General features: G+C 52.3%; 23 protein-coding genes and 1 other annotated feature. Of the genes, 18 read left to right on the forward strand and 5 right to left on the reverse strand.

The window, feature by feature from the left end; genetic code table 11:
- Window positions 1–113: 113 nt before the first annotated feature.
- Window positions 114–1,448, reverse strand: coding sequence for a C1 family peptidase (locus H3M12_RS06005; RefSeq protein ID WP_129031218.1), 1,335 nt, complete (start codon window positions 1,446–1,448; stop codon window positions 114–116).
- A gap of 181 nt (window positions 1,449–1,629) precedes the next feature.
- Here H3M12_RS06005 and H3M12_RS06010 point away from each other — a divergent pair, with 181 nt between their 5' ends.
- Window positions 1,630–2,619 carry a hypothetical protein gene (locus tag H3M12_RS06010; RefSeq protein ID WP_233449138.1) on the forward strand — a complete coding sequence of 330 codons (990 nt, stop codon included), beginning with the start codon at window positions 1,630–1,632 and terminating at the stop codon, window positions 2,617–2,619.
- Window positions 2,620–2,679: 60 nt separating this feature from the next.
- On the opposite strand, the gene rpiA is transcribed toward H3M12_RS06010, so the two are convergent.
- Both rpiA and H3M12_RS06020 read right to left on the reverse strand, forming a co-directional pair.
- On the reverse strand, window positions 2,680–3,366 hold the full coding sequence (gene rpiA, locus H3M12_RS06015) for a ribose-5-phosphate isomerase RpiA (RefSeq protein WP_129031217.1): 687 nt from the start codon (window positions 3,364–3,366) through the stop codon (window positions 2,680–2,682).
- A gap of 7 nt (window positions 3,367–3,373) precedes the next feature.
- Entirely contained in the window at window positions 3,374–3,712 is a 339-nt protein-coding gene (locus H3M12_RS06020) for an acetyltransferase (RefSeq protein ID WP_129031216.1), read from the reverse strand.
- Between the two features lie 165 nt (window positions 3,713–3,877).
- On the opposite strand from H3M12_RS06020, the gene H3M12_RS06025 reads away from it, so the two are divergent.
- The 17 genes from H3M12_RS06025 (at window position 3,878) to mprF (ending at window position 19,381) form a co-directional block, all read left to right on the forward strand.
- The gene (locus tag H3M12_RS06025) at window positions 3,878–4,417 is read left to right on the forward strand and encodes a dCTP deaminase/dUTPase family protein (protein WP_129031215.1); all 540 of its coding nucleotides are present in this window, start codon (window positions 3,878–3,880) and stop codon (window positions 4,415–4,417) included.
- Window positions 4,418–4,479: 62 nt separating this feature from the next.
- Window positions 4,480–5,853, forward strand: coding sequence for a DNA repair protein RadA (radA, locus tag H3M12_RS06030; RefSeq protein ID WP_129031214.1), 1,374 nt, complete (start codon window positions 4,480–4,482; stop codon window positions 5,851–5,853).
- 28 nt (window positions 5,854–5,881) lie between these two features.
- The gene (locus H3M12_RS06035) at window positions 5,882–7,039 is read left to right on the forward strand and encodes a PIN/TRAM domain-containing protein (RefSeq protein ID WP_129031213.1); all 1,158 of its coding nucleotides are present in this window, start codon (window positions 5,882–5,884) and stop codon (window positions 7,037–7,039) included.
- A 151-nt stretch (window positions 7,040–7,190) separates the two neighbouring features.
- The gene (gene gltX / locus H3M12_RS06040) at window positions 7,191–8,681 is read left to right on the forward strand and encodes a glutamate--tRNA ligase (protein WP_129031212.1); all 1,491 of its coding nucleotides are present in this window, start codon (window positions 7,191–7,193) and stop codon (window positions 8,679–8,681) included.
- A 204-nt stretch (window positions 8,682–8,885) separates the two neighbouring features.
- The gene (gene cysS / locus H3M12_RS06045) at window positions 8,886–10,301 is read left to right on the forward strand and encodes a cysteine--tRNA ligase (protein WP_129031211.1); all 1,416 of its coding nucleotides are present in this window, start codon (window positions 8,886–8,888) and stop codon (window positions 10,299–10,301) included.
- The gene (locus H3M12_RS06050; protein ID WP_129031210.1) at window positions 10,298–10,705 is read left to right on the forward strand and encodes a Mini-ribonuclease 3; all 408 of its coding nucleotides are present in this window, start codon (window positions 10,298–10,300) and stop codon (window positions 10,703–10,705) included. Before cysS ends, H3M12_RS06050 begins: the two co-directional genes overlap by 4 nt.
- Complete coding sequence (gene rlmB / locus H3M12_RS06055) at window positions 10,705–11,457, forward strand: 23S rRNA (guanosine(2251)-2'-O)-methyltransferase RlmB (RefSeq protein WP_129031209.1); 753 nt, start codon at window positions 10,705–10,707, stop codon at window positions 11,455–11,457. Before H3M12_RS06050 ends, rlmB begins: the two co-directional genes overlap by 1 nt.
- 24 nt (window positions 11,458–11,481) lie before the next feature.
- Window positions 11,482–12,048 (forward strand): NYN domain-containing protein, encoded by a 567-nt coding sequence (locus tag H3M12_RS06060; RefSeq protein ID WP_129031208.1) that lies wholly within the window; start codon window positions 11,482–11,484, stop codon window positions 12,046–12,048.
- Window positions 12,049–12,120: 72 nt separating this feature from the next.
- Complete coding sequence (locus H3M12_RS06065) at window positions 12,121–12,684, forward strand: sigma-70 family RNA polymerase sigma factor (RefSeq protein ID WP_129031207.1); 564 nt, start codon at window positions 12,121–12,123, stop codon at window positions 12,682–12,684.
- Window positions 12,685–12,759: 75 nt separating this feature from the next.
- The gene (rpmG, locus tag H3M12_RS06070) at window positions 12,760–12,909 is read left to right on the forward strand and encodes a 50S ribosomal protein L33 (protein WP_129031206.1); all 150 of its coding nucleotides are present in this window, start codon (window positions 12,760–12,762) and stop codon (window positions 12,907–12,909) included.
- A 32-nt stretch (window positions 12,910–12,941) separates the two neighbouring features.
- Window positions 12,942–13,118, forward strand: a complete 177-nt coding sequence (gene secE, locus H3M12_RS06075; RefSeq protein ID WP_129031205.1) for a preprotein translocase subunit SecE — start codon at window positions 12,942–12,944, stop codon at window positions 13,116–13,118.
- Window positions 13,119–13,231: 113 nt separating this feature from the next.
- A complete protein-coding gene (gene nusG, locus H3M12_RS06080; RefSeq protein WP_129031204.1) occupies window positions 13,232–13,783 on the forward strand; it encodes a transcription termination/antitermination protein NusG in 552 nt (183 codons plus the stop codon).
- Window positions 13,784–13,952: 169 nt separating this feature from the next.
- Window positions 13,953–14,378: a 50S ribosomal protein L11 gene (gene rplK, locus H3M12_RS06085; RefSeq protein WP_129031203.1), complete on the forward strand. Its 426-nt coding sequence runs from the start codon at window positions 13,953–13,955 to the stop codon at window positions 14,376–14,378.
- Window positions 14,379–14,476: 98 nt separating this feature from the next.
- Window positions 14,477–15,178, forward strand: coding sequence for a 50S ribosomal protein L1 (rplA, locus tag H3M12_RS06090; RefSeq protein ID WP_129031202.1), 702 nt, complete (start codon window positions 14,477–14,479; stop codon window positions 15,176–15,178).
- Window positions 15,179–15,249: 71 nt separating this feature from the next.
- Window positions 15,250–15,378, forward strand: a sequence feature (ribosomal protein L10 leader region).
- 24 nt (window positions 15,379–15,402) lie between these two features.
- A complete protein-coding gene (gene rplJ, locus H3M12_RS06095; protein ID WP_129031201.1) occupies window positions 15,403–15,909 on the forward strand; it encodes a 50S ribosomal protein L10 in 507 nt (168 codons plus the stop codon).
- 57 nt (window positions 15,910–15,966) lie between these two features.
- On the forward strand, window positions 15,967–16,332 hold the full coding sequence (gene rplL / locus H3M12_RS06100; RefSeq protein WP_125701924.1) for a 50S ribosomal protein L7/L12: 366 nt from the start codon (window positions 15,967–15,969) through the stop codon (window positions 16,330–16,332).
- 433 nt (window positions 16,333–16,765) lie between these two features.
- A complete protein-coding gene (mprF, locus tag H3M12_RS06105) occupies window positions 16,766–19,381 on the forward strand; it encodes a bifunctional lysylphosphatidylglycerol flippase/synthetase MprF (RefSeq protein ID WP_404819996.1) in 2,616 nt (871 codons plus the stop codon).
- Window positions 19,382–19,447: 66 nt separating this feature from the next.
- Here mprF and H3M12_RS06110 read toward each other — a convergent pair whose 3' ends face one another.
- Window positions 19,448–20,026, reverse strand: coding sequence for an LOG family protein (locus tag H3M12_RS06110; protein ID WP_129031199.1), 579 nt, complete (start codon window positions 20,024–20,026; stop codon window positions 19,448–19,450).
- A 165-nt stretch (window positions 20,027–20,191) separates the two neighbouring features.
- Complete coding sequence (gene nrdF / locus H3M12_RS06115; RefSeq protein ID WP_182151054.1) at window positions 20,192–21,193, reverse strand: class 1b ribonucleoside-diphosphate reductase subunit beta; 1,002 nt, start codon at window positions 21,191–21,193, stop codon at window positions 20,192–20,194.
- Window positions 21,194–21,204: the final 11 nt, after the last annotated feature.

Consider the following 21,204-nt stretch of genomic DNA (forward strand, 5'->3'; position numbering starts at 1 on the left):
GTTCTTGTGATGTGGTCCCCATATATGTGGGTCAATTGGATACGAAAAGACAGTCGTCTGAAAATTCAGGCGGCTGTCTTTTTAATTTAGATTTTAATCGGAAATACGTTACGTTAAGCTAACGCACCCATTGGGTCCCAAGGGGCCAAGACCGTTGGTTCCTCGGTTTCTTGGACCTTCCGTAAGTCGTCGGGCAAGAATTCTTTGTTCACAACGACTTGGTAGCAGTACTTGTCCATCCAAGCATCACTCATGACGAAGTAACCCTTAGTACCGACCTTGTCGCCCCAAGAATTTTCAACCTTCCACTTAGTCGGTTGACCATCGACTAAGTCCACACCAGTTAAGACCATAGCGTGGGTCATCAGGCTTTCACCGTAGTCCAGGTTTTCTGCCTTGGACATGGAGAAATCGATGTTGAAGAGGTCGTCTTGGTGGTAGTAGTTCGGATCCATGATGCCCTTTTGCCGGTCGGACGCTTGACCCACGTCACAACCGAACCAAACGGATTGACCCGCTTGAAGTTGCTTGATGGCGAAGGTCTTGAAGTCCTTCATGGACACGTTCAAGTGCTTAACGGCGCGGCCGCCCACCACGTTACCTAATAATTCAACGGTGTAGGTGTGGTTGTAGGGCTTGTCGGCCGTTGGGGCGTTGATGATGGATACGTAATCAGATAAGTCCCAGCCAACGTATTTGTCGAAGAAGGACTTGGGCGTCAAGCCCTTGTCGATGTGGTAGTCCTTGTTATCGTCACGGTATTCGAAGTCGAACTTGGTGACGGGTTCACCCAAGGCTAGGGCCAATAACCGGTAGTCTTCGGTCAACATCTTGTCCTTAGCGGCAGCGATGTCGGCGTCACTGGCACTGTCGGCCACTAACTTCCGTAACGTCACGGCGTCCTTCCGCAGCTTTAAGTTCAACGTCTTGTTGAGTTCGTTGGACTTGGAGCTGTTGTAGGTTTCGGGCATGACCGACTTCGGCACGATGCCGTACTTTTCGATGATGGCACACAGCATGTCCCATTGACCACCGTCTTGTTGCGGCGTTGCCATCAAGAAGGCAACTTTCCGGCTAGACGTGGGTTGGTCAGCCGTAGCTAAGACGTTTTCGTAAAAGTAATTGGCCTTTTCGAACTTGTCCCAGAAGTTCGTGTAGTTTTGGGAAAGCTCGAAATCGTGGAGCTTAAAGAGGTCCGCTAAGTGGTGCCGCATGGTGTTCAATGCGGCAAACATCCAGCAACGGCCACTTTGCTTTTGGTTGGCAACCTTGCCCGTGTCTAATTCAATGGAAAAGACCGGACTCATGTCGGCATCTGAGGCGTAGTCGGCCGCAGTGGCTAAAATCCCTTGGTGGCTGACGGCGCGTTCGATGACCTTAGCCGTTGGATCAGCCGTGAGGGCCTTTTGGTATTGGGCGGTTTGTGCCGCCGTGATTTCTTTACTCAAATTCGTCACTCTCCTAACTATTCTCTCATTGTACGCCAATTCTCTCATTTTTTGAATGGGGCAGCGCGGATTATCGCCGGTGTTTCGGTGGTCGGGCCACGCTCTGAGGTGCTAACGGGGAATGATAGACTGCGGAGAAAGTAAACTAAAATTGGAAACGATTTCATATATAAAATTTAGTTTGAAACAACAATTAACGCCAATGATATGTTACAATCGCTCTCTGTTTGCGCAAAAAATTTACAAGGGAAAGGAATTGGTCACATTGTTCAGCGCTATCGAAGTTCGTCATTATCTCATTGGATTCGGCTATGTCCTCCTGATGGTCGCCATCGCCACTTATCTGAATAACTCTGAGGTAATTCTCCCAGAAGTCGGTGCGCTGACCGCCGGGACCTGGATCTACCAAAATCCTGACTGGATTCACCAGCCGTTCAAGGTCTTCTGGGCTCCGTCGGGAACCGCTTTGATTGGTTTTCTAGCTAACCAGTTGGCCTGGCCGTACGCGGCGAAGGTCTTGTTGGGGTTGTTAGGGATGTTGATCTGGTTGCGGTTGGTCCATTCCACCTTAGCACCGTCGTTTGCCACGGGGCTCTTACCATTGATCGTTAACGCCACGCACTGGTCCTTCATGGTCGCCATTTGTCTCTTGACCGGGGGTCTAATGCTGGGGACCTATCTGCAACGCCAATACCCGCACACCCAACCGGTACGGGCCACCACGACGGGGCAGATGGGACTGTTCGCCTTATTGGTTGCCATCTGGATTGGTGGCGTTTGGGTCGCCGGGGTGCCGCAAATGGCCGCCGTGCCACCGGTTTTGGTCGTTTTCTATGAAACGCTCCAAAAGCCAACTTACGACTTCCACCTCGCCATCCGCCAGTTCATTGCGTTGGTCGGGGCGGCAAGTCTGGGCGTCGGGATTCACCTGGTCGTGGCCTCGTGGTTCTTGACCACCTTGATTGCCCAACCACTGGTCTTCATTTTACTCGGCCTCTTGCGGCTCAAGTTACCCGCCGCGTACGCCTTCCCGTTACTGGCCTTGGTCTTACCGGCCAGCATGTTCCACCTCTTACCGTTGACGGCCTTTCTGGCGGCAGCGTTCTTCTTGGGGGCGGTGTTCCTCTTGAAACGCAATCGGTCAGCAGTTACGGTTACCGAAAACAATTAAAACACTTACTAAAAAAGGTCCGGATTTTTTCCGGACCTTTTCCTATCGTTTCTTTGATGATTAGTCGCGAGCGTTCAAGACTTCGGGGCCATCTTGCCGGCCCACGATGACAGTGTTGACCGTATCGAGGAACAAGCCGTGTTCCACCACGCCCACGATGCCGTTTAAGGTGTTGGCCAATTCGTGTGGGTGGTCGATGCGTCCCAAGTGCAAGTCGATGATGTAGTTCTTAGAGTCAGTCAAAACGTGACTGCCATCGGCGTTGAACCGAAAGGCCGGGTGTAAATCCATCTTCTCCAGCTTCTCTAACACGTGGGTCGAGCCAAATGGAATAACTTCCAGTGGTAGGGGAAACTTTCCTAAGTGATGGACCAGCTTGCTTTCGTCGACGATCCACATGTTCTTACGGGAGTTGATGGCGACGATTTTTTCCCAGAGATGAGCGGCTCCGCCACCCTTGATGCCTTGGAAATTGTCGTCGATTTCATCGGCGCCATCAATGGTGAGGTCGAGGTGGTCGACGTCATCGAGTTGTTTGATGGTGATGCCTAGGTCGGCGGCTTGTTTGGCGGAACGGTCGGAGGTGGCAATCCCCACGATGTTCAGGCCTTCCTGTTTGACCCGTTCACCTAACGCATCGATCATGTATTTGACCGTCGAGCCGGTCCCAATCCCTAAAATCATCCCGTCTTCGACGTACTTGACGGCGGCTTGACCCACGAGGGCCTTTAATGCGTTTTGATCCATAATAAAATTACTCCTCTTCTGTAGGGTGCTGAGTTAAAGCAACTGGTTGAACGGCCGCGGGTCCCGTTACGGGTAACTGGTGAGCGGCCAATAAGTCCGGTGCCGGGTGCTGACTGAAGTAGCGCTTGGCGTACGGGTCGAGCACTTTGACGGTGACCTGTGCGGTGGTGGCCAACTGGCTGAACCGTTCAATCAGCTCTTGAGCCAAGTCGACAGGCTGTTGGGGCCGCACGAAGAGTTGCTCGAGGACCCATTGTTGCGAGTTAAGCACGAGGTAGTGCAGACTCGCAACGGGGAAATCGGCAACGACGGCGGTCAATTGGCCGGGTGTTTCACGAATTGTCATGGGCCGGCTCCTTTCGTGACCATTTTCTACCTCTGATTTTGGTCTATCCGCCACGGGTTGTCAACACATTTCAGCTGAGAAGCTTTTTGACTGGTAATCTGGCGGCGAGTTGCTTATTCTAGTAACAGAGTCTTGATTAAGTAAAGTTGATAAAGGAGTGCCGACATGCAACGAGGATTTGAAATTGTTAACCGCTATGCCAACCAGGGATTGAACTTACCTTACCGGACCACCCAACGGTCTGCGGGGTATGATTTTGAGTGTGCTGAGGACTTCGTGCTTCCGTCGATTTGGCGTCACGATGTCTTACACGCTTTCAAGCGTCTGCGGCAACGGCAACCGCTGACGACGGAAGAACTGGCGGCGGGCAACCGGGTGATGAAACCCTACTTGGTGCCGACTGGGATCAAGGCGTACATGCAACCGGACGAGGTCTTACTATTGGCTAACCGGTCCAGTAACCCGCTGAAGCACGGGTTGATTTTACCCAACGGGGTCGGGGTCATCGACGCTGACTACTATAATAATGAAAAAAACGAAGGCGAAATCTTTGTACAGTTGGTCAACGTCAGCCTGCACGACGTGACCATCAAAAAGGGGCAACGCATCGCGCAAGGCATTTTCATGCCGTTTCGGTTGGCCGATGCTGAACAAGCACCGCAACAGCAACGGACTGGGGGTTTTGGGTCGTCGGATCAGCAGTAACGGACTAGTGGGTCCCACCTGGCCGATATGCTAGAATAAACTTAGAGAATAGGGGGATGGCCGTGGCCAAAGTTAAAACTAAATTTGTTTGTCAAAATTGTGATTACAGCTCGCCCCGTTATTTGGGCCGCTGCCCCAACTGTGGGGAATGGAACACCATGATCGAAGAAACAGTAACGCCGGAAGTCAAGCCACAATCTACTCGGGTCACGGTGAGCGGGCAGCACACCCACCCACAACTGATGAGTGAAATCAAGCACACGACTGAGACCCGGGTAAAGACCCAGATGGGGGAACTCAACCGGGTACTCGGTGGCGGCATCGTGCCAGGTTCGTTGATCCTGATTGGTGGCGACCCCGGCATCGGGAAATCCACCTTACTCCTGCAAGTGTCCGGGCAACTGAGCGCTACGGGCGGCAAGGTTCTCTACGTTTCCGGCGAAGAAAGTGCCAGTCAAATCAAGATGCGGGCCGACCGTTTGGTGGTCAACGCCGAGCATTTGTACTTATATCCGGAAACGGACATGGCCAGCATCCGGGCGAACATCGAAGAGATGCAACCGGACTACGTGGTCATCGACTCCGTGCAGACCATGCAGGCGCCGGGTATTGATTCGGCGATTGGGTCCGTCTCCCAGATTCGCGCGGTGACTGGTGAATTGATGCAGATTGCCAAGACCAACGGCATTACCATCTTCGTCGTGGGGCACGTGACCAAGGGCGGTGCCATCGCCGGGCCGAAAATCTTGGAACATATGGTGGATACGGTCCTGTACTTTGAAGGGGACCTGCACCACACCTACCGCATCTTACGGGCCGTGAAGAACCGGTTCGGGTCGACCAATGAACTGGGCATCTTTGAAATGAAGGAGGGTGGCCTCTACGAAGTCGCCAACCCGTCGGAAATCTTCTTGGAAGAACGGTTGAAAGATGCGACCGGGTCGGCCATCGTGGTCTCCATGGAGGGGACCCGCCCGATTCTAGTGGAAGTTCAAGCGTTGATCACGCCATCGGTCTTCGGTAACGCCCAACGAACGGCTAGTGGTTTGGACCGTAACCGGGTCTCACTATTGATGGCGGTGCTCGAAAAGCGGGCCAATCTGATGCTCCAAAACCAAGACGCCTTTCTGAAGGCCGCCGGGGGCGTCAAGCTCGACGAACCGGCCATCGATTTGGCGATTGCGTTGAGTATCGCGTCTAGTTATCGGGACACGGCGACGGCACCGACGGATTGTTTCGTAGGTGAAGTCGGGTTGACCGGTGAGATTCGCCGGGTCAGCCGCATCGAGCAGCGAGTCGCCGAGGCCAAGAAGTTAGGGTTCCAACGTATCTTTGTGCCGAAGAACAACCTGCAGGGGTGGACGCCCCCGGCAGGCATCGACGTGATTGGTGTGTCCACGCTTCATCAAGCGTTGAAGTTAGCATTGGGCGTATAAGCCAATTGCAATGAAAGGAGGTGAGTTTATGCAGAATCGGAAGCGAACGGTAGTTTTGATCCTCTTTACCATTATTGGGGCGGTGCTAGGGGCAGCGTATTTACCCCGGATGTGGCAGGCTTTTGGCGTGACGAGCCTGTTCGTTGATAATATTCTGGTCAATATTTTGCTTGGTGCTATTATTTTCCTCATTCTGGGAGCGTTTTTTGCCGGCAGTTTAGTCCAGGGCGTGAATCGCCTGGAAGCGTATTTGAACCGGCAAGATCCCATGACCTTAATTTTCGGAAGTTTATTAACGATTGTCGGCTTAGCGCTGGCGTTATTGATCTCGCAGTTCTTGTTTCGGGTGCCGTCGTTTTTCATCAGCACGGTCATTCCGTGGATCTTGATGCTTCTGTTGGGGTATCTTGGCTTTCGCTTGGGGACTCGGCTCAGTAAGATTCGGGTTGAAGAATGGCGCAAGTTATTCCAACCACAAACTAAGAAGAGCAACGATGAGACCAACGACAAGGTCTTAGACAAACCAGCTGAACCCAATTTTCACCATTATAAAATTTTGGATACCAACATCTTAATCGACGGCCGCATTTATGACTTGGCCAAGACGGGTTTCTTGGAAGGAACGCTGTTGGTGCCGAACTTCGTATTGTACGAGTTACAATACATCGCCGATTCTAGCGACTCGGTCAAACGGGTCCGTGGTCGGCGAGGATTGGATATCTTGAACAAGTTACAAAATGAACACGTAATGCCTATCGAGATGTATGATGGGGACTTCGAGGACATCCCCGAAGTCGACAGCAAGCTGATTGCACTGGCCAAGAAAGATGGCGGTGTCATCGTGACTAACGATTACAACTTGAACAAGGTCATCCAGTTCCAAAACGTGCAGGTCTTAAACATCAATTCCTTAGCCAACGCCTTGAAACCGCGGGTCATCCCGGGAGAGAACCTCCACGTGATGGTGGTCAAGAACGGGACCGAACGGCAGCAAGGGGTCGCCTACCTCGACGACGGCACCATGGTCGTGGTCGAAGATGGGAAGTACTTCATCAATAAGCAATTGGACGTCGTGGTCACCAGTGCCATTCAGACGGATGCGGGGCGGATGATTTTCGCCAAACCGGTCCACTCCGAACGGGGCATTGAGGATCACAAGCCATCTGGCAAGCGACGCAATAAGTAACGAGGTGTCCGCCGACCGGGAAAGGGGCTTTGACAACAAAACGCCACTACCCCTTTATTTTTGGTGATGAGCATTGTACACTTAAAGCACTGTGGATACGTCGGGGTGACCCGACACCAACTAAAAAAAACGAGAAAGAGGCGCAACCAATTTGGCTAAAAATGCAATTCGGGTTCGTTATGCACCGAGCCCCACTGGACATCTGCACATCGGTAACGCGCGGACGGCAATTTTCAATTATCTGTTTGCCCGCCACAACAAGGGTAAGTTTATTATTCGGATCGAAGACACGGATACTAAGCGCAACATCGCGGACGGTGAACGGAGCCAGTTGGACAACTTAAAGTGGCTCGGTTTGGACTGGGATGAAGGTCCCGACGTCGGTGGCGACTATGGTCCTTACCGGCAATCCGAACGGCGCGACATCTACACGCCCCTCATCCAACAACTGTTAGATGAAGGCAAGGCTTACGAATCTTACCGGACGGAAGAGGAACTTCAAGCCGACCGGGAAGCCCAAAAGGCCCGCAACGAAATGCCCCATTACGAATACGAATATGCGGGGATGTCCGATGAGGAACGCCAAGCGGCTATCGACGCGGCCAAAGCCAAGGGCTTGAAGCCGGTCATTCGTTTCCGGGTCCCGAAGGATAAGGTCTACGCGTGGGACGACATGGTCAAGGACAAGGTGTCCTTCAACTCCGATACCATCGGCGGCGACTTCGTCATCGCCAAGCGTGATGGGATGCCAACCTACAACTTTGCCGTCGTTGTGGATGACCACAAAATGGCCATCACCCACGTTTTCCGGGGTGATGACCACGTGGCCAACACGCCGAAGCAATTGATGATCTATGAAGCCTTTGGTTGGGAAGCCCCGAAGTTCGGGCATATGAGTTTGATCATCAGCAAGGATACCGGGAAGAAGTTATCCAAGCGGGACGAGTCCGTCCTTCAATTCATTGAACAATACCGGGACTTGGGCTACCTGCCAGAAGCCATGTTCAACTTCATCCTGTTGTTGGGCTGGTCACCGGTCGGCGAAGACGAAATCTTTACGCGCAAGCAGTTCATCAAGATGTACGACGAAAACCGCTTGAGCAAGTCCCCGGCCACCTTTGACAGCGATAAGCTGGAATGGTTGAACAACCGGTACGTGAAGGAAGCCGATTCTAGCGTTGTGGCCGACCTAGCCATGAAGCAATTGATCAAGGCGGGCAACTTGCCAGCTAACCCGGACACGGCCACTATCGAATGGGCCCGGCAACTGATCAACTTGTACAAACGGCAAATGAGCTACATGGCGCAAATCAACGACATGGCTTCCGTCTTCTTCCAGGAACCAGACAAGGTTGAAGGGGACGCTTTAGCTGAAATCAGTAACGAAACCGCCCCGGTTGTTTTGAAGGCGTTCGCCGCTGAGATTAAGAAGCTCGACCTCTTTGATTCTGTGGAAATCTTCCACGTCATCAAGAAGGTCCAGGCCCAAACTGGCATCAAGGGTCGCCAACTTTGGATGCCGATTCGGATTGCGGTGACCCACGAAATGCACGGACCAGAATTGCCAGAATCCATCGAATTGGTGGGTCGCAAGACGGCCTTAGCTCACATCCAAGAAACCTTGGACCAATTGGGTGCTTAACTTAAACAACAAACACACGTGACGACTAGCACTACGAGGCTAGTCATCATCAGGCGGTTAAGGATCACGCCGCCATGAGGGTCTGGGGGTTACCCCCTGGGCCCTTTTGTTTGTGCTCTGACGTAACGTCAGTCTCTGAGTTGAGCCCGGAATATGCTACAATGGACCTAACTAGTGTAAAGTGACGTGAAGGGAGCCTCGGGAATGCTCAAAGTTTTTAATACCATGACGCGACAAAAAGAACCATTTGAACCCATCACCCCGGGCGTCGTGAATATGTACGTCTGTGGACCAACCGTCTATAACTATATTCATATTGGCAACGCACGCAGCGTGATTGCGTTCGACACGATCCGGCGGTATTTTGAATACCGCGGGTATCAGGTCAAGTACGTCTCTAATTTTACTGACGTGGACGATAAAATGATCAATGAAGCCCGTAAGGAAGGCATCACAGTGCCCGAATTAGGGGACAAGTTTATCCAGGCCTTTAAGGAAGACACGGCGGCGTTGAACGTTGAGCCGGCCACGGCCAATCCCCGGGCGACCGATTATATCCAAGAGATTATCGAGTTCGTGCAAAAGTTAGTCCAGAAGGGTTACGCGTACCCGGCCGACGGCGATGTTTATTACCGGGCCCGCAAGTTTGCCGATTACGGTAAGTTGGCTCACCAAAACATCGACGAGTTAGAGGCGGGGGCCTCGCAGCACACCGCCGACGAGGAGACCGACCGTAAGGAAGACCCCGTGGATTTTGCCTTATGGAAGGGCGCTAAACCGGGCGAAATTTCCTGGCCGTCGCCTTGGGGGGCCGGACGTCCCGGCTGGCACATCGAGTGCTCCGTGATGTCGACGGACCTGTTAGGGGAGACTTTCGACATCCACGGGGGCGGTGAAGACCTGATCTTCCCGCACCACCAAAACGAACTGGCCCAAAGTGAAGCTGAGACCGGCAAGCCATTTGTCCATTACTGGCTCCATAACGGGTTTGTGACCGTGGGTGACGAGAATCAGAAGATGAGTAAGTCACTGGGCAACTTCGTGACGGTCCATGACCTATTGAAGACCGTGGACGCACGGGGCTTACGGTTCTTCATGGCCACGACCCAGTACCGGCGGCCGATTCAATACACCCAGCAGAACTTAGATACCGCCTCGCGGAACTTGGAACGGTTACAAACGGCCTACGACAACATGGGCTATCGGTTGCAAGACGCCGAAGCGGGGCACGACCCGAAGATCGAACAAGAAGTACGCCAAATCACGGCCGACTACACCGACGCCATGGACGACGACTTCAACGTTCAAAACGGGGTCGCCGAGGTCTACGAATTGGCCCGGTTGGGCAACGTGTACGCCGAACGCCCCGTGGTCTTTAAGGACACGTTGACGTTTATGCGTCAAACGTTGTTCAATCTGCTCAGCGTCTTTGGCGTTGAGTTAACGGCAGCGGCGACCTTAGACGACGACCGTATCGAAGCATTAATTCAAGAACGGGTTCAAGCCCGTAAGAACCGGGACTTCCAGCGTAGCGACGAAATTCGTGAACAACTGAAGGCCCAGGGGATCATCCTCGAGGATACACCCCAAGGCACCCGGTGGAAGAAAGGAAATTCATGACAACCAATACAGCTTATCAACAACTCAACGGCGTGGCTTTAGCCTACATGGGTGACGCGGCCTACGAAGTCATCATTCGCCGACATTTGATTGAAGAGGGCTTAGCTAAGCCCAACCACCTGCAAAAAACGGCGACCCATTATGTGTCGGCCAAGGCCCAAGCGGCGTTGATCTCACTGATGGAGACCGACGACTTGTTGACCGCCGACGAGTGGACCGTCTTCAAACGCGGCCGTAACGCCAAGAGTTACACCCACGCCAAGAACACTGACGTGGTGACTTACCGGATCTCGACCGGTTTTGAAGCCTTGATGGGCTATTTAGCCTTGAGTGGCCAACAAGATCGCGTCGATGAACTTAGTAACTGGTGCATTCAACAAGTGGAAGCGGGGCGGACGGAATAATGGCAGACGAACAAACTGATTTTGTGATTGGCCGCCACCCGGCCGTGGCCGCTTTACGCAGTCAACAAACCATCAATAAAGTCTTTTTACAAAGTGGCCTCAAGTCGGAAGCCATTGATGAGATTCGGCAATTGGCGCAACGCCGGCACCTAGTGATTTCGGAGGTCCCTAAGCAAAAGTTGGACCAGTTGACTGACCACCAGAACCACCAGGGGGTCGCTTTAGGCGTGGCGGCGTTTGACTATGCCACCATCGACGACCTCTACGCTAACGCGGTCAAGCATAACGAAGACCCGTTTTTCTTGATTTTGGATAACATCGAAGACCCGCATAACCTGGGGTCGATTTTGCGAACGGCCGATGCTAGTAGCGTCCACGGAATCATTATTCCCAAGCGCCGGGCCGTGGGCTTGACCTCGACGGTGGCCAAGACCTCGACCGGGGCCATCGAAACGGTGCCGGTTGCCCGGGTCACTAACCTAGTGAACACGGTCAATGATTTGAAACAGCGCGGCATGTGGATCTTCGGGACCGACATGGCCGGGACCGATTACCGTGACTGGAACGCCAAGGGCGCCGTGGGGCTCATCATTGGTAACGAAGGCAAGGGCATCTCGCGATTGCTCAAGGAAACGGTGGACCAGACGTTGACCATTCCGATGGTGGGAACGGTTCAAAGCTTGAACGCCAGCGTGGCGGCGGGACTCTTGATGTATCAAGGCTATAGTTCTCGTCATCCGCTCCAACACTAAGCCGACAGGAGAAGGGTGAGGGACATGAAACAGGACATTTTAATTGTCGATGCGTACAACATGATCGGCAACTGGCCCGAACTCGGCCGACTGAAGCAGCAAGAACGGTTACCGGAAGCCCGCGACCAGTTACTCAACATGCTGGCGAACTACCACAAGCTCCGGGAATCCATCATTTACGTGGTGTTTGATGCGATGTACGTACCGGGGATCTCCAAGACCTACCGGCAGTACGACCTGCACGTGACCTGGACCAACCGTGACGAGACGGCGGATAGCTACATTGAAAAGTTAGCCAAGAAGTTGCAGACGCGCTTCACTCAGGTGACGGTGGCCACTAGTGACCAGGCCGAACAGTGGACCATCTTCTCCGAAGGGGCCCTGCGGATTCCAGCGGGGGAACTCCTCCGCGATATCGAACGGGCGCAAAATGAGGTCAAGCAGACCGCTCGGGAGTACGCCGACAAGGGCCTGGTCCGCAAATCGCCCTGGAACGACCAACAATTATATAAACTTGAAAAATTGCGCGATCGACTGTCGGGTTCCCCGGCGGCGAAACATGCCAAGCTGAAACGACCGCGGAAGAAATAAACGTGCGTTCGCTTCGGCAACAAAAGCCCACCCGGTAGACTGAAGAAAGTTTACTAGGGGAGGCTTTTTTCAATGGAAGGGTTAGATGATCTGCAGTTGATTGAGTTGATCAAACGAAACGACGATTCACAGGCAATTCAAATTCTTTTTACCCGTTATCGCCCGGTGTTGGCCCGGTTACAGCGACAGTTTTATCTGCCGGGCCACGATGCCGACGACTGGGAACAAGAAGCCCGCCTGGTCTTGTACGCCGGGGCGCACCGCTTCAACACCCAGCGGTCAAGAAGCTTTGGGGCTTTTTACCGTCTGTCACTGACGCACCGAGTGTATGATTTGATTCGCCAGAGTCAGGCGCAAAAGCGGCGGGCGCGGACGATTTCGGTGGAAGCCCAGGGTAGCTTTTTTGCGGATACCCTGGTGGATCACCGGGTGACCGTCCGTGAGGGCCTCGAACTCCAAGAGGCGGTCGGCCAACTGTTACCCCGGTTATCGCCGGTCGAACGCACGGTCTTTTGCGCCTTGCTCAAGCAGGCAACCCCGGAAGCCATCAGTGTGCAAACGGGATGGCCTAAAGAACGGGTGGTGGCGGCGCTGCACCGCTGTCGACGAAAGCTGCGGCAATTACTTGCGGAATGATTGACGCTGGTAAAAAACGATGGTAAGCTATTGCAGTATTCGTTATACTAGAAGATAAGTGAAGGTGGTGGCAGGATGTCTCAGCGAAAGATCGCTTTGGCCTGTTCAGTTTGCGGGTCCCGAAATTACACCATCGCAGCAAGCGCGACCCGGACGCAACGGTTAGAAGTTAATAAGTTTTGTAAACACTGTGGGAAATACACGCTTCATCGTGAAACGCGGTAAGCCCCATAGATATTGGTTAGGGAGGCAACACCATGCGGTTAATCCGATTTTTTAAGGCGGTCGGTCAAGAAATGAAACAAGTTTCCTGGCCCGGCGTTAAGCAGACCCGGCATGACACGGGAACGGTCGTGGGCATTTCAATTATGTTCGCCATCTTCTTTGCGGTCGTTGACTGGGTCGTCCAGTTTGGACTCAAGTTCGTTTCCTAAACGGGAAGGTCTTGGTGGCCAAACACGGAAAAATATGCTATATTGAATCTAACGGGAACTTCGTGTAGTGCGAAGTTTTTTTATTTTGGCTAAAAAAAGGAGTGCACCAAATAATGGTTGAATCAGAAGAAAAGCAATGGTACGTGCTGCATACCTACGCCGGTTACGAAAACAAGGTCAAAGCGAACTTGGAATCCCGGTCTGAATCCATGGGGATGCAGGACAACATCTTCCGGGTCGTGGTCCCGGAAGAAGAGGAACACGAGGTCAAGAACGGTAAGGATAAGGTCACGATGGAAAAGACTTTCCCGGGCTACGTGCTCATCGAAATGGTCATGAGTGACCAATCTTGGTATATCGTCCGGAACACGCCGGGTGTGACTGGATTCTTGGGTTCTCACGGGCAAGGGAGTAAGCCAACGCCATTGCTGCCCGATGAAGTGGAACGCATCATGCAGACTATTGGCATGTCCGCTCGCCACGCGCACTTAGACGTGGCCATCGGGGACTCTGTGACCATTGTGGACGGGGCCTTCAGTAACATGGTCGGCAAGGTCACCGAAGTCGACAACGAAAAGATGAAGTTGAAGGTCAACATCGACATGTTCGGTCGGGAAACCAGCACCGAACTCAACTTCGACCAAGTCGATCCCATCTTGGCTTAAGCGCCTAACTAAACGACGATTGACTCCCGGTAAAAAAGCCCTTGTGGCGCCGGGTGATGTGTGGTAAACTCTTCAGGTATGCGTACCGGTTACGCATCTGTTAAACGTGGGAGGAACCTAAAATGATCGGTTCCAGTTACCACACACGGACTTAAGGAGGTATTGTCTCGTGGCTAAAAAAGTAGCTAACGTAGTTAAATTGCAGATTCCTGCAGGCAAAGCAACCCCAGCTCCCCCAGTTGGACCAGCACTGGGTCAAGCAGGGATCAACATCATGGGCTTCACGAAGGAATTCAACGCTCGTACCGCTGACCAAGCTGGTATGATCATTCCCGTTGTGATCAGCGTCTATGAAGATCGTTCCTTTGATTTCATCACTAAGACTCCCCCAGCAGCTGTGCTGTTGAAGAAGGCTGCTAGTGTTGAAAAGGGTTCTGGCGAACCTAACACGAACAAGGTTGCTACGGTAACCAAGGATCAAGTTAAGGAAATCGCTGAGACTAAAATGCAAGATCTAAACGCAGCTGACGTTGAAGCAGCTATGCGCATGATTGAAGGTACTGCCCGGAGCATGGGCTTCACGGTCGAAGGTTAAGCTCAGTTTTCGGATAGTCGGACACTTCACGAAAATGAAAGGTGTCAAGTGGGAGGTTTATCCGTTACAACCACATTTGCAAGGAGGAATACACAAACATGGCTCAAAAACGAGGTAAAAAGTATCAAGACGCTGCTAAGCAAGTGGAAGCCGGTAAGGTTTACGCGCTTAACGACGCCGTTGATTTAGTAAAGAAGATTGATTTCGCTAAGTTTGATGCAACCGTTGAAGTTGCCTTCAAGCTGAACGTCGACACCAAGCAAGCCGACCAACAATTACGTGGCGCTTTAGTTCTGCCTAACGGAACTGGTAAAGAAACCACGGTTATTGTGTTTGCTAAGGGTGACCAAGCTAAGGCTGCGCAAGCTGCCGGTGCTGACGTCGTCGGCGAACAGGACTTAGTTGAACGCATCCAAGACGGCTGGTTGGACTTTGACGTTGCCATCGCAACGCCAGACATGATGGCCCAAGTTGGTCGTTTAGGTCGGGTCTTAGGACCTAAGGGCTTAATGCCTAACCCTAAGACGGGGACGGTTACCATGAACGTCACCAAGGCGGTTTCCGACGCTAAGAACGGTCAAGTGACCTACCGGACTGACCGGGACGGTAACGTGGCGGTTCCTGCCGGAAAGATTTCCTTTGACGCTGACAAGTTAGTTGGCAACTTAAAGGCAATCGCTGAAACGGTTGTTCGTGCGCGTCCAGCTTCTGTGCGGGGCACTTACGTCCAACACGTTTCTATCGCGTCAACGTTCGGCCCAAGTGTCGACGTTGATTTATCCAGCTTCTTAGCTGAATAAGCTAAACACAACGATAAAAGAATCCCCCAACATGTGTTGACACACGCGGTCACATATTGTATGCTATTGAAGTTATAAAAATAGATCTACCGAAGACTCAGGCGGTCGACTGACCTTAATTTTGCCTGCCGAGGAAGAAGTTTAATTTTGAACTTTTAACTCTCTATGTCTTGGTGGCATGGGGATTTTTTTATCCCACCAATCTACTCTGGGAGGTGAACAATTTGAGTGAACAAGCTATTGCTGTTAAAGCAAAGAAGGTTGATGACGTCGCTGAATTATTCAGTAACGCCACCAGCGCAATCATCGTGGACTACCGTGGTTTAACGGTGGCCCAAGTAACTGACTTACGGAAGCAATTACGGGACGCTGGCGTTCAAATGAGCGTCATCAAGAACAAGATCTTGACCCGGGCTGCTGACAAGGCTGGTTACGGCGACTTGAACGACATTTTTGCTGGACCAACGGCCGTTGCCTTCTCTAACGAGGATCCAATTGCCCCAGCTAAGATTTTGAAGAACTTCTCTGATAGTGCTGATGCCTTGGAAATCAAGGGTGGCTTCATCGAAGGTAAGATTATGTCCCTCGACGAAATCAACGTTTACGCTACCTTGCCTAGTCGTGAAGACCTGCTCTCCATGCTGGCTAACGTTCTTCAGGCACCTATCCGTAACGTGGCTTACGCTGTTAAGGCCGTTGCTGACAAGGGCGATGACGGTGAAGCCGCATAGGTTTAATCCGTTTCCTGTAACACAAAAAATATAAACTCAATTTTGGAGGAAAATAACATGGCTTTTGATAAAGATGCTATCATTGCTTCTCTTAAAGAAGCATCCATTACCGACCTTAACGACCTTGTTAAGGGTATCGAAGACGAATTTGGCGTTTCCGCTGCTGCACCAGTTGCCGCAGCCGGCGCTGCTGGTGGCGACGCTGCTGCCAAGGACTCATTCGATGTTGAATTGACTGAATCCGGTGACGCTAAGGTTAAGGCTATTAAGGCCGTTCGTGAAATCACGGGTCTTGGCTTGAAGGACGCTAAGGGTCTTGTTGACAACGTACCATCCGTCATCAAGGAAGGTCTTTCTGAAGACGAAGCTAACGACGTCAAGGAAAAGCTTGAAGCCGCTGGCGGTGTGGTTACGCTTAAGTAGTCACTATCCAACGATCATTAAAACGGGTGCAACCCAATGGTTATTAAACCGGGGTTGCGCCCGTTTTTTTGTGGTTGAAATTTTCACTGGTTTTCTCTATTTTTCATCAAAATACGGTACAAATGCGGTACAGCCATTAACCGGTACCCCCACTTTGAATATTTTTGTATAAATGACTATTATTTCCCTAATTTAAATGTGGCAAAAATAAAATGTGAAGTTTAACAGATAAGCTTTAGACTAATGACCGATGCAAAAATAACTACAATTCGCTTAAACTCTGCTTGGGGACCGCGACGAGGAAGCGACCTTTGGTATACTGGGTAAAGATTGGGTTCAATTTAAGTGACACAACCAACTTCATGGTTTAGGGGACAAAGCGTTGGCGTTTTGACGCGGAGTTTAGATAATGAAGGGGGAGATTATTTTGGGGGTGGCAAACGTGTGGCAACGACTTCAACGGTGGGTGCAAAAGCGATTGACCTTAATCAAGGGGATTTTCCTGCTTTCCGTTTTACTGCTGGTGATCCGGGAACTCGGGCGGATCGGCCACGAAATCAGCGGGGAACAACTCCGCGTGGCGTTGGGCAATCTGGATTTCAGTACCTGCCTCTTGCTGGCGGTGGTGGGCTTCATTGCCGTCTTACCAATGTTGATTTATGACTTTACGATCGTGGAATTTTTACCCGGCAAGTTTTCGCTGGGCTACATCATCCGCAGTGGTTGGGTGACTAATACCTTCACCAATCTTGCGGGAATGGGCGGTTTGTTAGGGGCCAGCTTACGGGCCAACTTCTATTCGGCTGCCGCCACGAAGAAGCAGGTGCTCTACGCGATTTCGAAAATTGCGTTGTTCCTGTTGGCGGGACTATCGCTGGCCTGTTGGGTGGCCTTAGCCATGATCTTTGGCTGGCACATCGGGACGCCTTATCAGGGCTACTGGTTTTGGTTATTAGGCGGGGGCCTGTACTTCCCGGTGCTTTTTGCTTTTACCCGCTTGACCGATAACGAGTTCTTTCGGGATTTGACCTGGGCGCGAGAATTGCGGTTGATTGTTGGGTCTAGCCTGGAGTGGGGGAGCTGTGCGCTCTTCTTCTTATTGATTGGCTGGACGTTACGCTTCCCGCTGGACTTTGCGGCGGTCTTTCCAATGTTCGTGGTCGCCTCGGTCGCCGGGGTCATCTCGATGATTCCTGGGGGCTTGGGGTCGTTTGACGTTTTCATGATCTTTGGCCTGGGCCTGTTGGGCGTCAGCCGCGCCGATGCGGTCGGCTGGTTGTTACTGTACCGGCTGTTCTATTACTTATTACCGTTCTGTGTGGGAGTCGGATTGTTCGTTCACGACGCTGGCCACCGGTTGAACCGGTTTTTTTCCGGCTTACCGGTCACGTTGTTACGGCGGGGGGCCCACTGGTTCGTGGTGACCTTCATGTACTTTTCGGGCGTTATGATGCTGCTGTACGCGACTATTCCGGACGTGGTCTTGGCTAACCGGCTGTACATGCAGCTGATCCCGTTTATGTTTTATTTCTTGAGTCAGGTGACCAACCTGATTATGGCCTTTCTGCTGATTGGCCTCGCCCGCGGCGTGCGCGCCAAGGTGGCCCGGGCGTTTTGGCCGACGTTGATCGTTTTGGTCTTGGCGATTGGCAACACTCTGTGGCGGGAGAATTTTCCGGGGGGCTTAGCGCTATTATTGGGCGCGGTTTTGGTCTGCCTGTTATTGGCTAAACCGGAACTTTCCCGGCAAAGTTTTCACTATTCCTGGGGTGGGCTATTGACCGATGGCAGTATCTATGCGGTGACCTTCGTGCTGTACGCTATTTTAGGGCTGGTGGCGCGCAGTCCGCACCGAGGGCCGCTAGTCTTACAGGCCTGGTTGCCCACGTCCACACAGGTCTGGTTAAACGGCTTAGGGGGCCTCTTGATTGCCCTGATCATCCTGCTGGCGATTCGTCACTACTTATCGGCGACGCAAGCGGCCTGGTTGACCACGCCCTTCGATGCCCAGCGAGTACGCCATTTGATTCTAAAATACGGCGGCAACGAGGTCAGTCACTTGGCGTTTTTGCGGGATAAGACCACCTTCTTTTATCAAGAAGACGGCGAGGACCAACTCTTGTTCCTATTCCGGCAAAAGGCTGATAAACTCTTGATCATGGGGGAACCGATTGGGAACCAGGAAAAACTGTTACCGGCCTTACAAACGTTGATGCGGACCGCCGATGCGGCTGGGTTACGCCCCGTCTTTTACGAAATCAGCGAGGACCTGACCCTGCGGCTGCACGAAATGGGCTTCGACTTCATCAAAGTCGGGGAAGAGGGCCACGTGGATTTGCCGAGCTTTAGCTTAACAGGCAAGCCCCGGCGCGGGGAACGGGCCTTGGTCAACAAGTTCAAGCGTGAGGGCTACCAGTTCGAGTTGCTCCAGCCGCCGTTCAGTGTCGCACAGTACCAGGAATTACAGGCGATTTCGGATTCCTGGCTGGGCGACGAGACCGAGAAGAGTTTTTCGATGGGCTTTTTCGATCGGGATTACCTGGGAGAAGCGCCGATTGCGGTGATGACCGATTTCCATGGCAAGATGGTAGCTTTTGCCAATCTGATGCCGACCGGCGACCATCAAGTGATTTCGATTGATTTGATGCGTAGTAGTCACGATGCGCCGTCCGGGAGCATGGACGGGCTGTTCGTTTACCTGTTCTTGACCTGTCGGGACCAAGGCTACACTAGCTTCAACCTGGGGATGGCGCCACTAGCCAACGTCGGCGTCTCCGAGTTTAGCTTCGTCGAGGAACGCTTAGCCCACTTGATCTACGAGTACGGGTCGACCTTCTACAGTTTCCAGGGGTTACGGGCCTACAAGGACAAGTACGTGACTACCTGGCAACCCAAATATTTGGCGTACCGGCGGCGAGAGTCCTTGGTCTTTACCATGTTGCAGTTGATGCAGGTCATCAACCGACCGGGAGTCGCGGCCAAGGCGCGCTTCTTGCCACAGTGGCTGAACCGTTGGCTGGTCGACGAAGTGAATTGGCAGAACCGATAACGCCTTAAATTTAACGAAAATAGCGGCGTCGCGAGAGGATGACCTCTGGCGGCGCCGCTATTTAGCTTAATTCGTGTATTTATAAGGTAATTGGTGATGAAAGTGGTCGAACCCCGTAAAGATGTCGTCGATACTGGTGGCATCAATGAACAAGTCGAGGTTTTCCTGCGGTGCGAAGCCCTGGTCACAACAGGTCTTCATCATGGCGACCAGATTGTCATAGTAGTGGTTGATGTTGAAGAGGGCGATGGGCTTTTGGTGGACGTTGAGTTGGCTCCACGACAGCATGGTGGTGAACTCTTCAAAGGTCCCAAAACCGCCAGGCAACACGATAAAGGCGTCGGACTGCCGCAGCATCTCGTCCTTACGTTCATCCATAGTGGCCGTTTCAATCAGTTGTGTTAAGCCGTCTTTAGCCAGATTCATTTCACTCAAAAAGGTGGGGATGATGCCGATGACTTGACCGCCAGCGGCTAGGGTGGCATCGGCGATAGTTCCCATCAGGCCTTCCTTGCCCCCACCATAGACCACGGGGTGGTGATGAGCGGCGAGCGACTCGCCCAAAGCGATAGTTTGGCGTTTGAAAGCCGGGTCGAGTCCGTGGTTGGACCCGCAAAAGACGCAGACATTTTTAATGGTTGGCATAGTGAGACCCCCGTTACGTTGGAATGCCTTTATTATACTGCAGGTCAGTGGTCAACGGGGAGCAAAATCAAGTCGGGGTGGGGGTTAAGTTTGGTGACTAGACCTAAACGAGCCCCGCAAGACGGTAGCGTCTCACGAGGCTCGTTTAGATTGATAGATTGAATTTTAGTGGTCGTGGTTTGGGTCCTTCGGGTCGGCCGGTTCGCCGATGTGGTAATCACTATCGTTCATGGCTTCCACATTTCCTAAGAGGTAACCGTTCCCGACTTGCGAGAAGAAGTCGTGGTTCGCGGTCGACGTCGAAATCCCATTCATGACGATGGGGTTGACGTCTTCGGCCGTGTCGGGGAAGAGTGGATCTTGCCCCAGGTTCATCAAGGCCTTGTTGGCATTGTAGCGGATGAAGGTCAACACTTCGTCGGTCCAGCCAACTTGGTCGTACATCAGGTGGGTGTATTTTTCTTCGTTAGCGTAGAGCTTGTACAGAAAGTCGTACATCCAATCCTTCATGTCCTGTTGTTGGTTATCGCTCAATTCCTTCATGCCCAACTGGAACTTGTAGCCGATATAGGTGCCGTGCACGGATTCGTCCCGTAAAATCAACTTGATGATTTCGGCCACGTTGGCCAGTTTGTTATGCCCTAAGTAGTACAGCGGGGTAAAGAACCCAGAGTAGAACAGGAAGGTTTCCAAGAAGACACTGGAGATCTTTTTCTTCAGTGGGTGTTCATCGTCGTGGTAGAGCGTGTAAATGCGCTTGGTCTTGTTTTGGAGGAACTCTTCAGAGTCACTCCACTTGAAGATCTCGTCGATTTCTTCGGGCGTGTTCAACGTCGAGAAAATGGTCGAATAACTCTTGGCGTGGACCGATTCCATGAATTGGATGTTGTTGAGCACCGCGGTTTCGTGGGGTGTCCGCACGTCGTGACGTAACGCGGCCATTCCGTCTTGGGATTGGAGGGTATCCAGTAAGGTCAACCCGCCGAAGACGTGACCCACGACCCATTGGTGGTCGGTGTCTAGGGTCCGCCAGTCGTCCAAGTCGTTGGATACGGGGATCCGGGTATCTAGCCAAAATTGTTCGGTCAGTTTTTCCCAGGTCGCCTTGTCGATCTCGTCAGAGACGGCGTCCCAGTTGATTGCTTCGTAATTTCCGTCTTGATTCATTGCTGTCATGG

Origin of the sequence: Levilactobacillus suantsaii (assembly GCF_014069315.1) — a bacterium.
Classification (GTDB): Bacteria; Bacillota; Bacilli; order Lactobacillales; family Lactobacillaceae; genus Levilactobacillus; species Levilactobacillus suantsaii.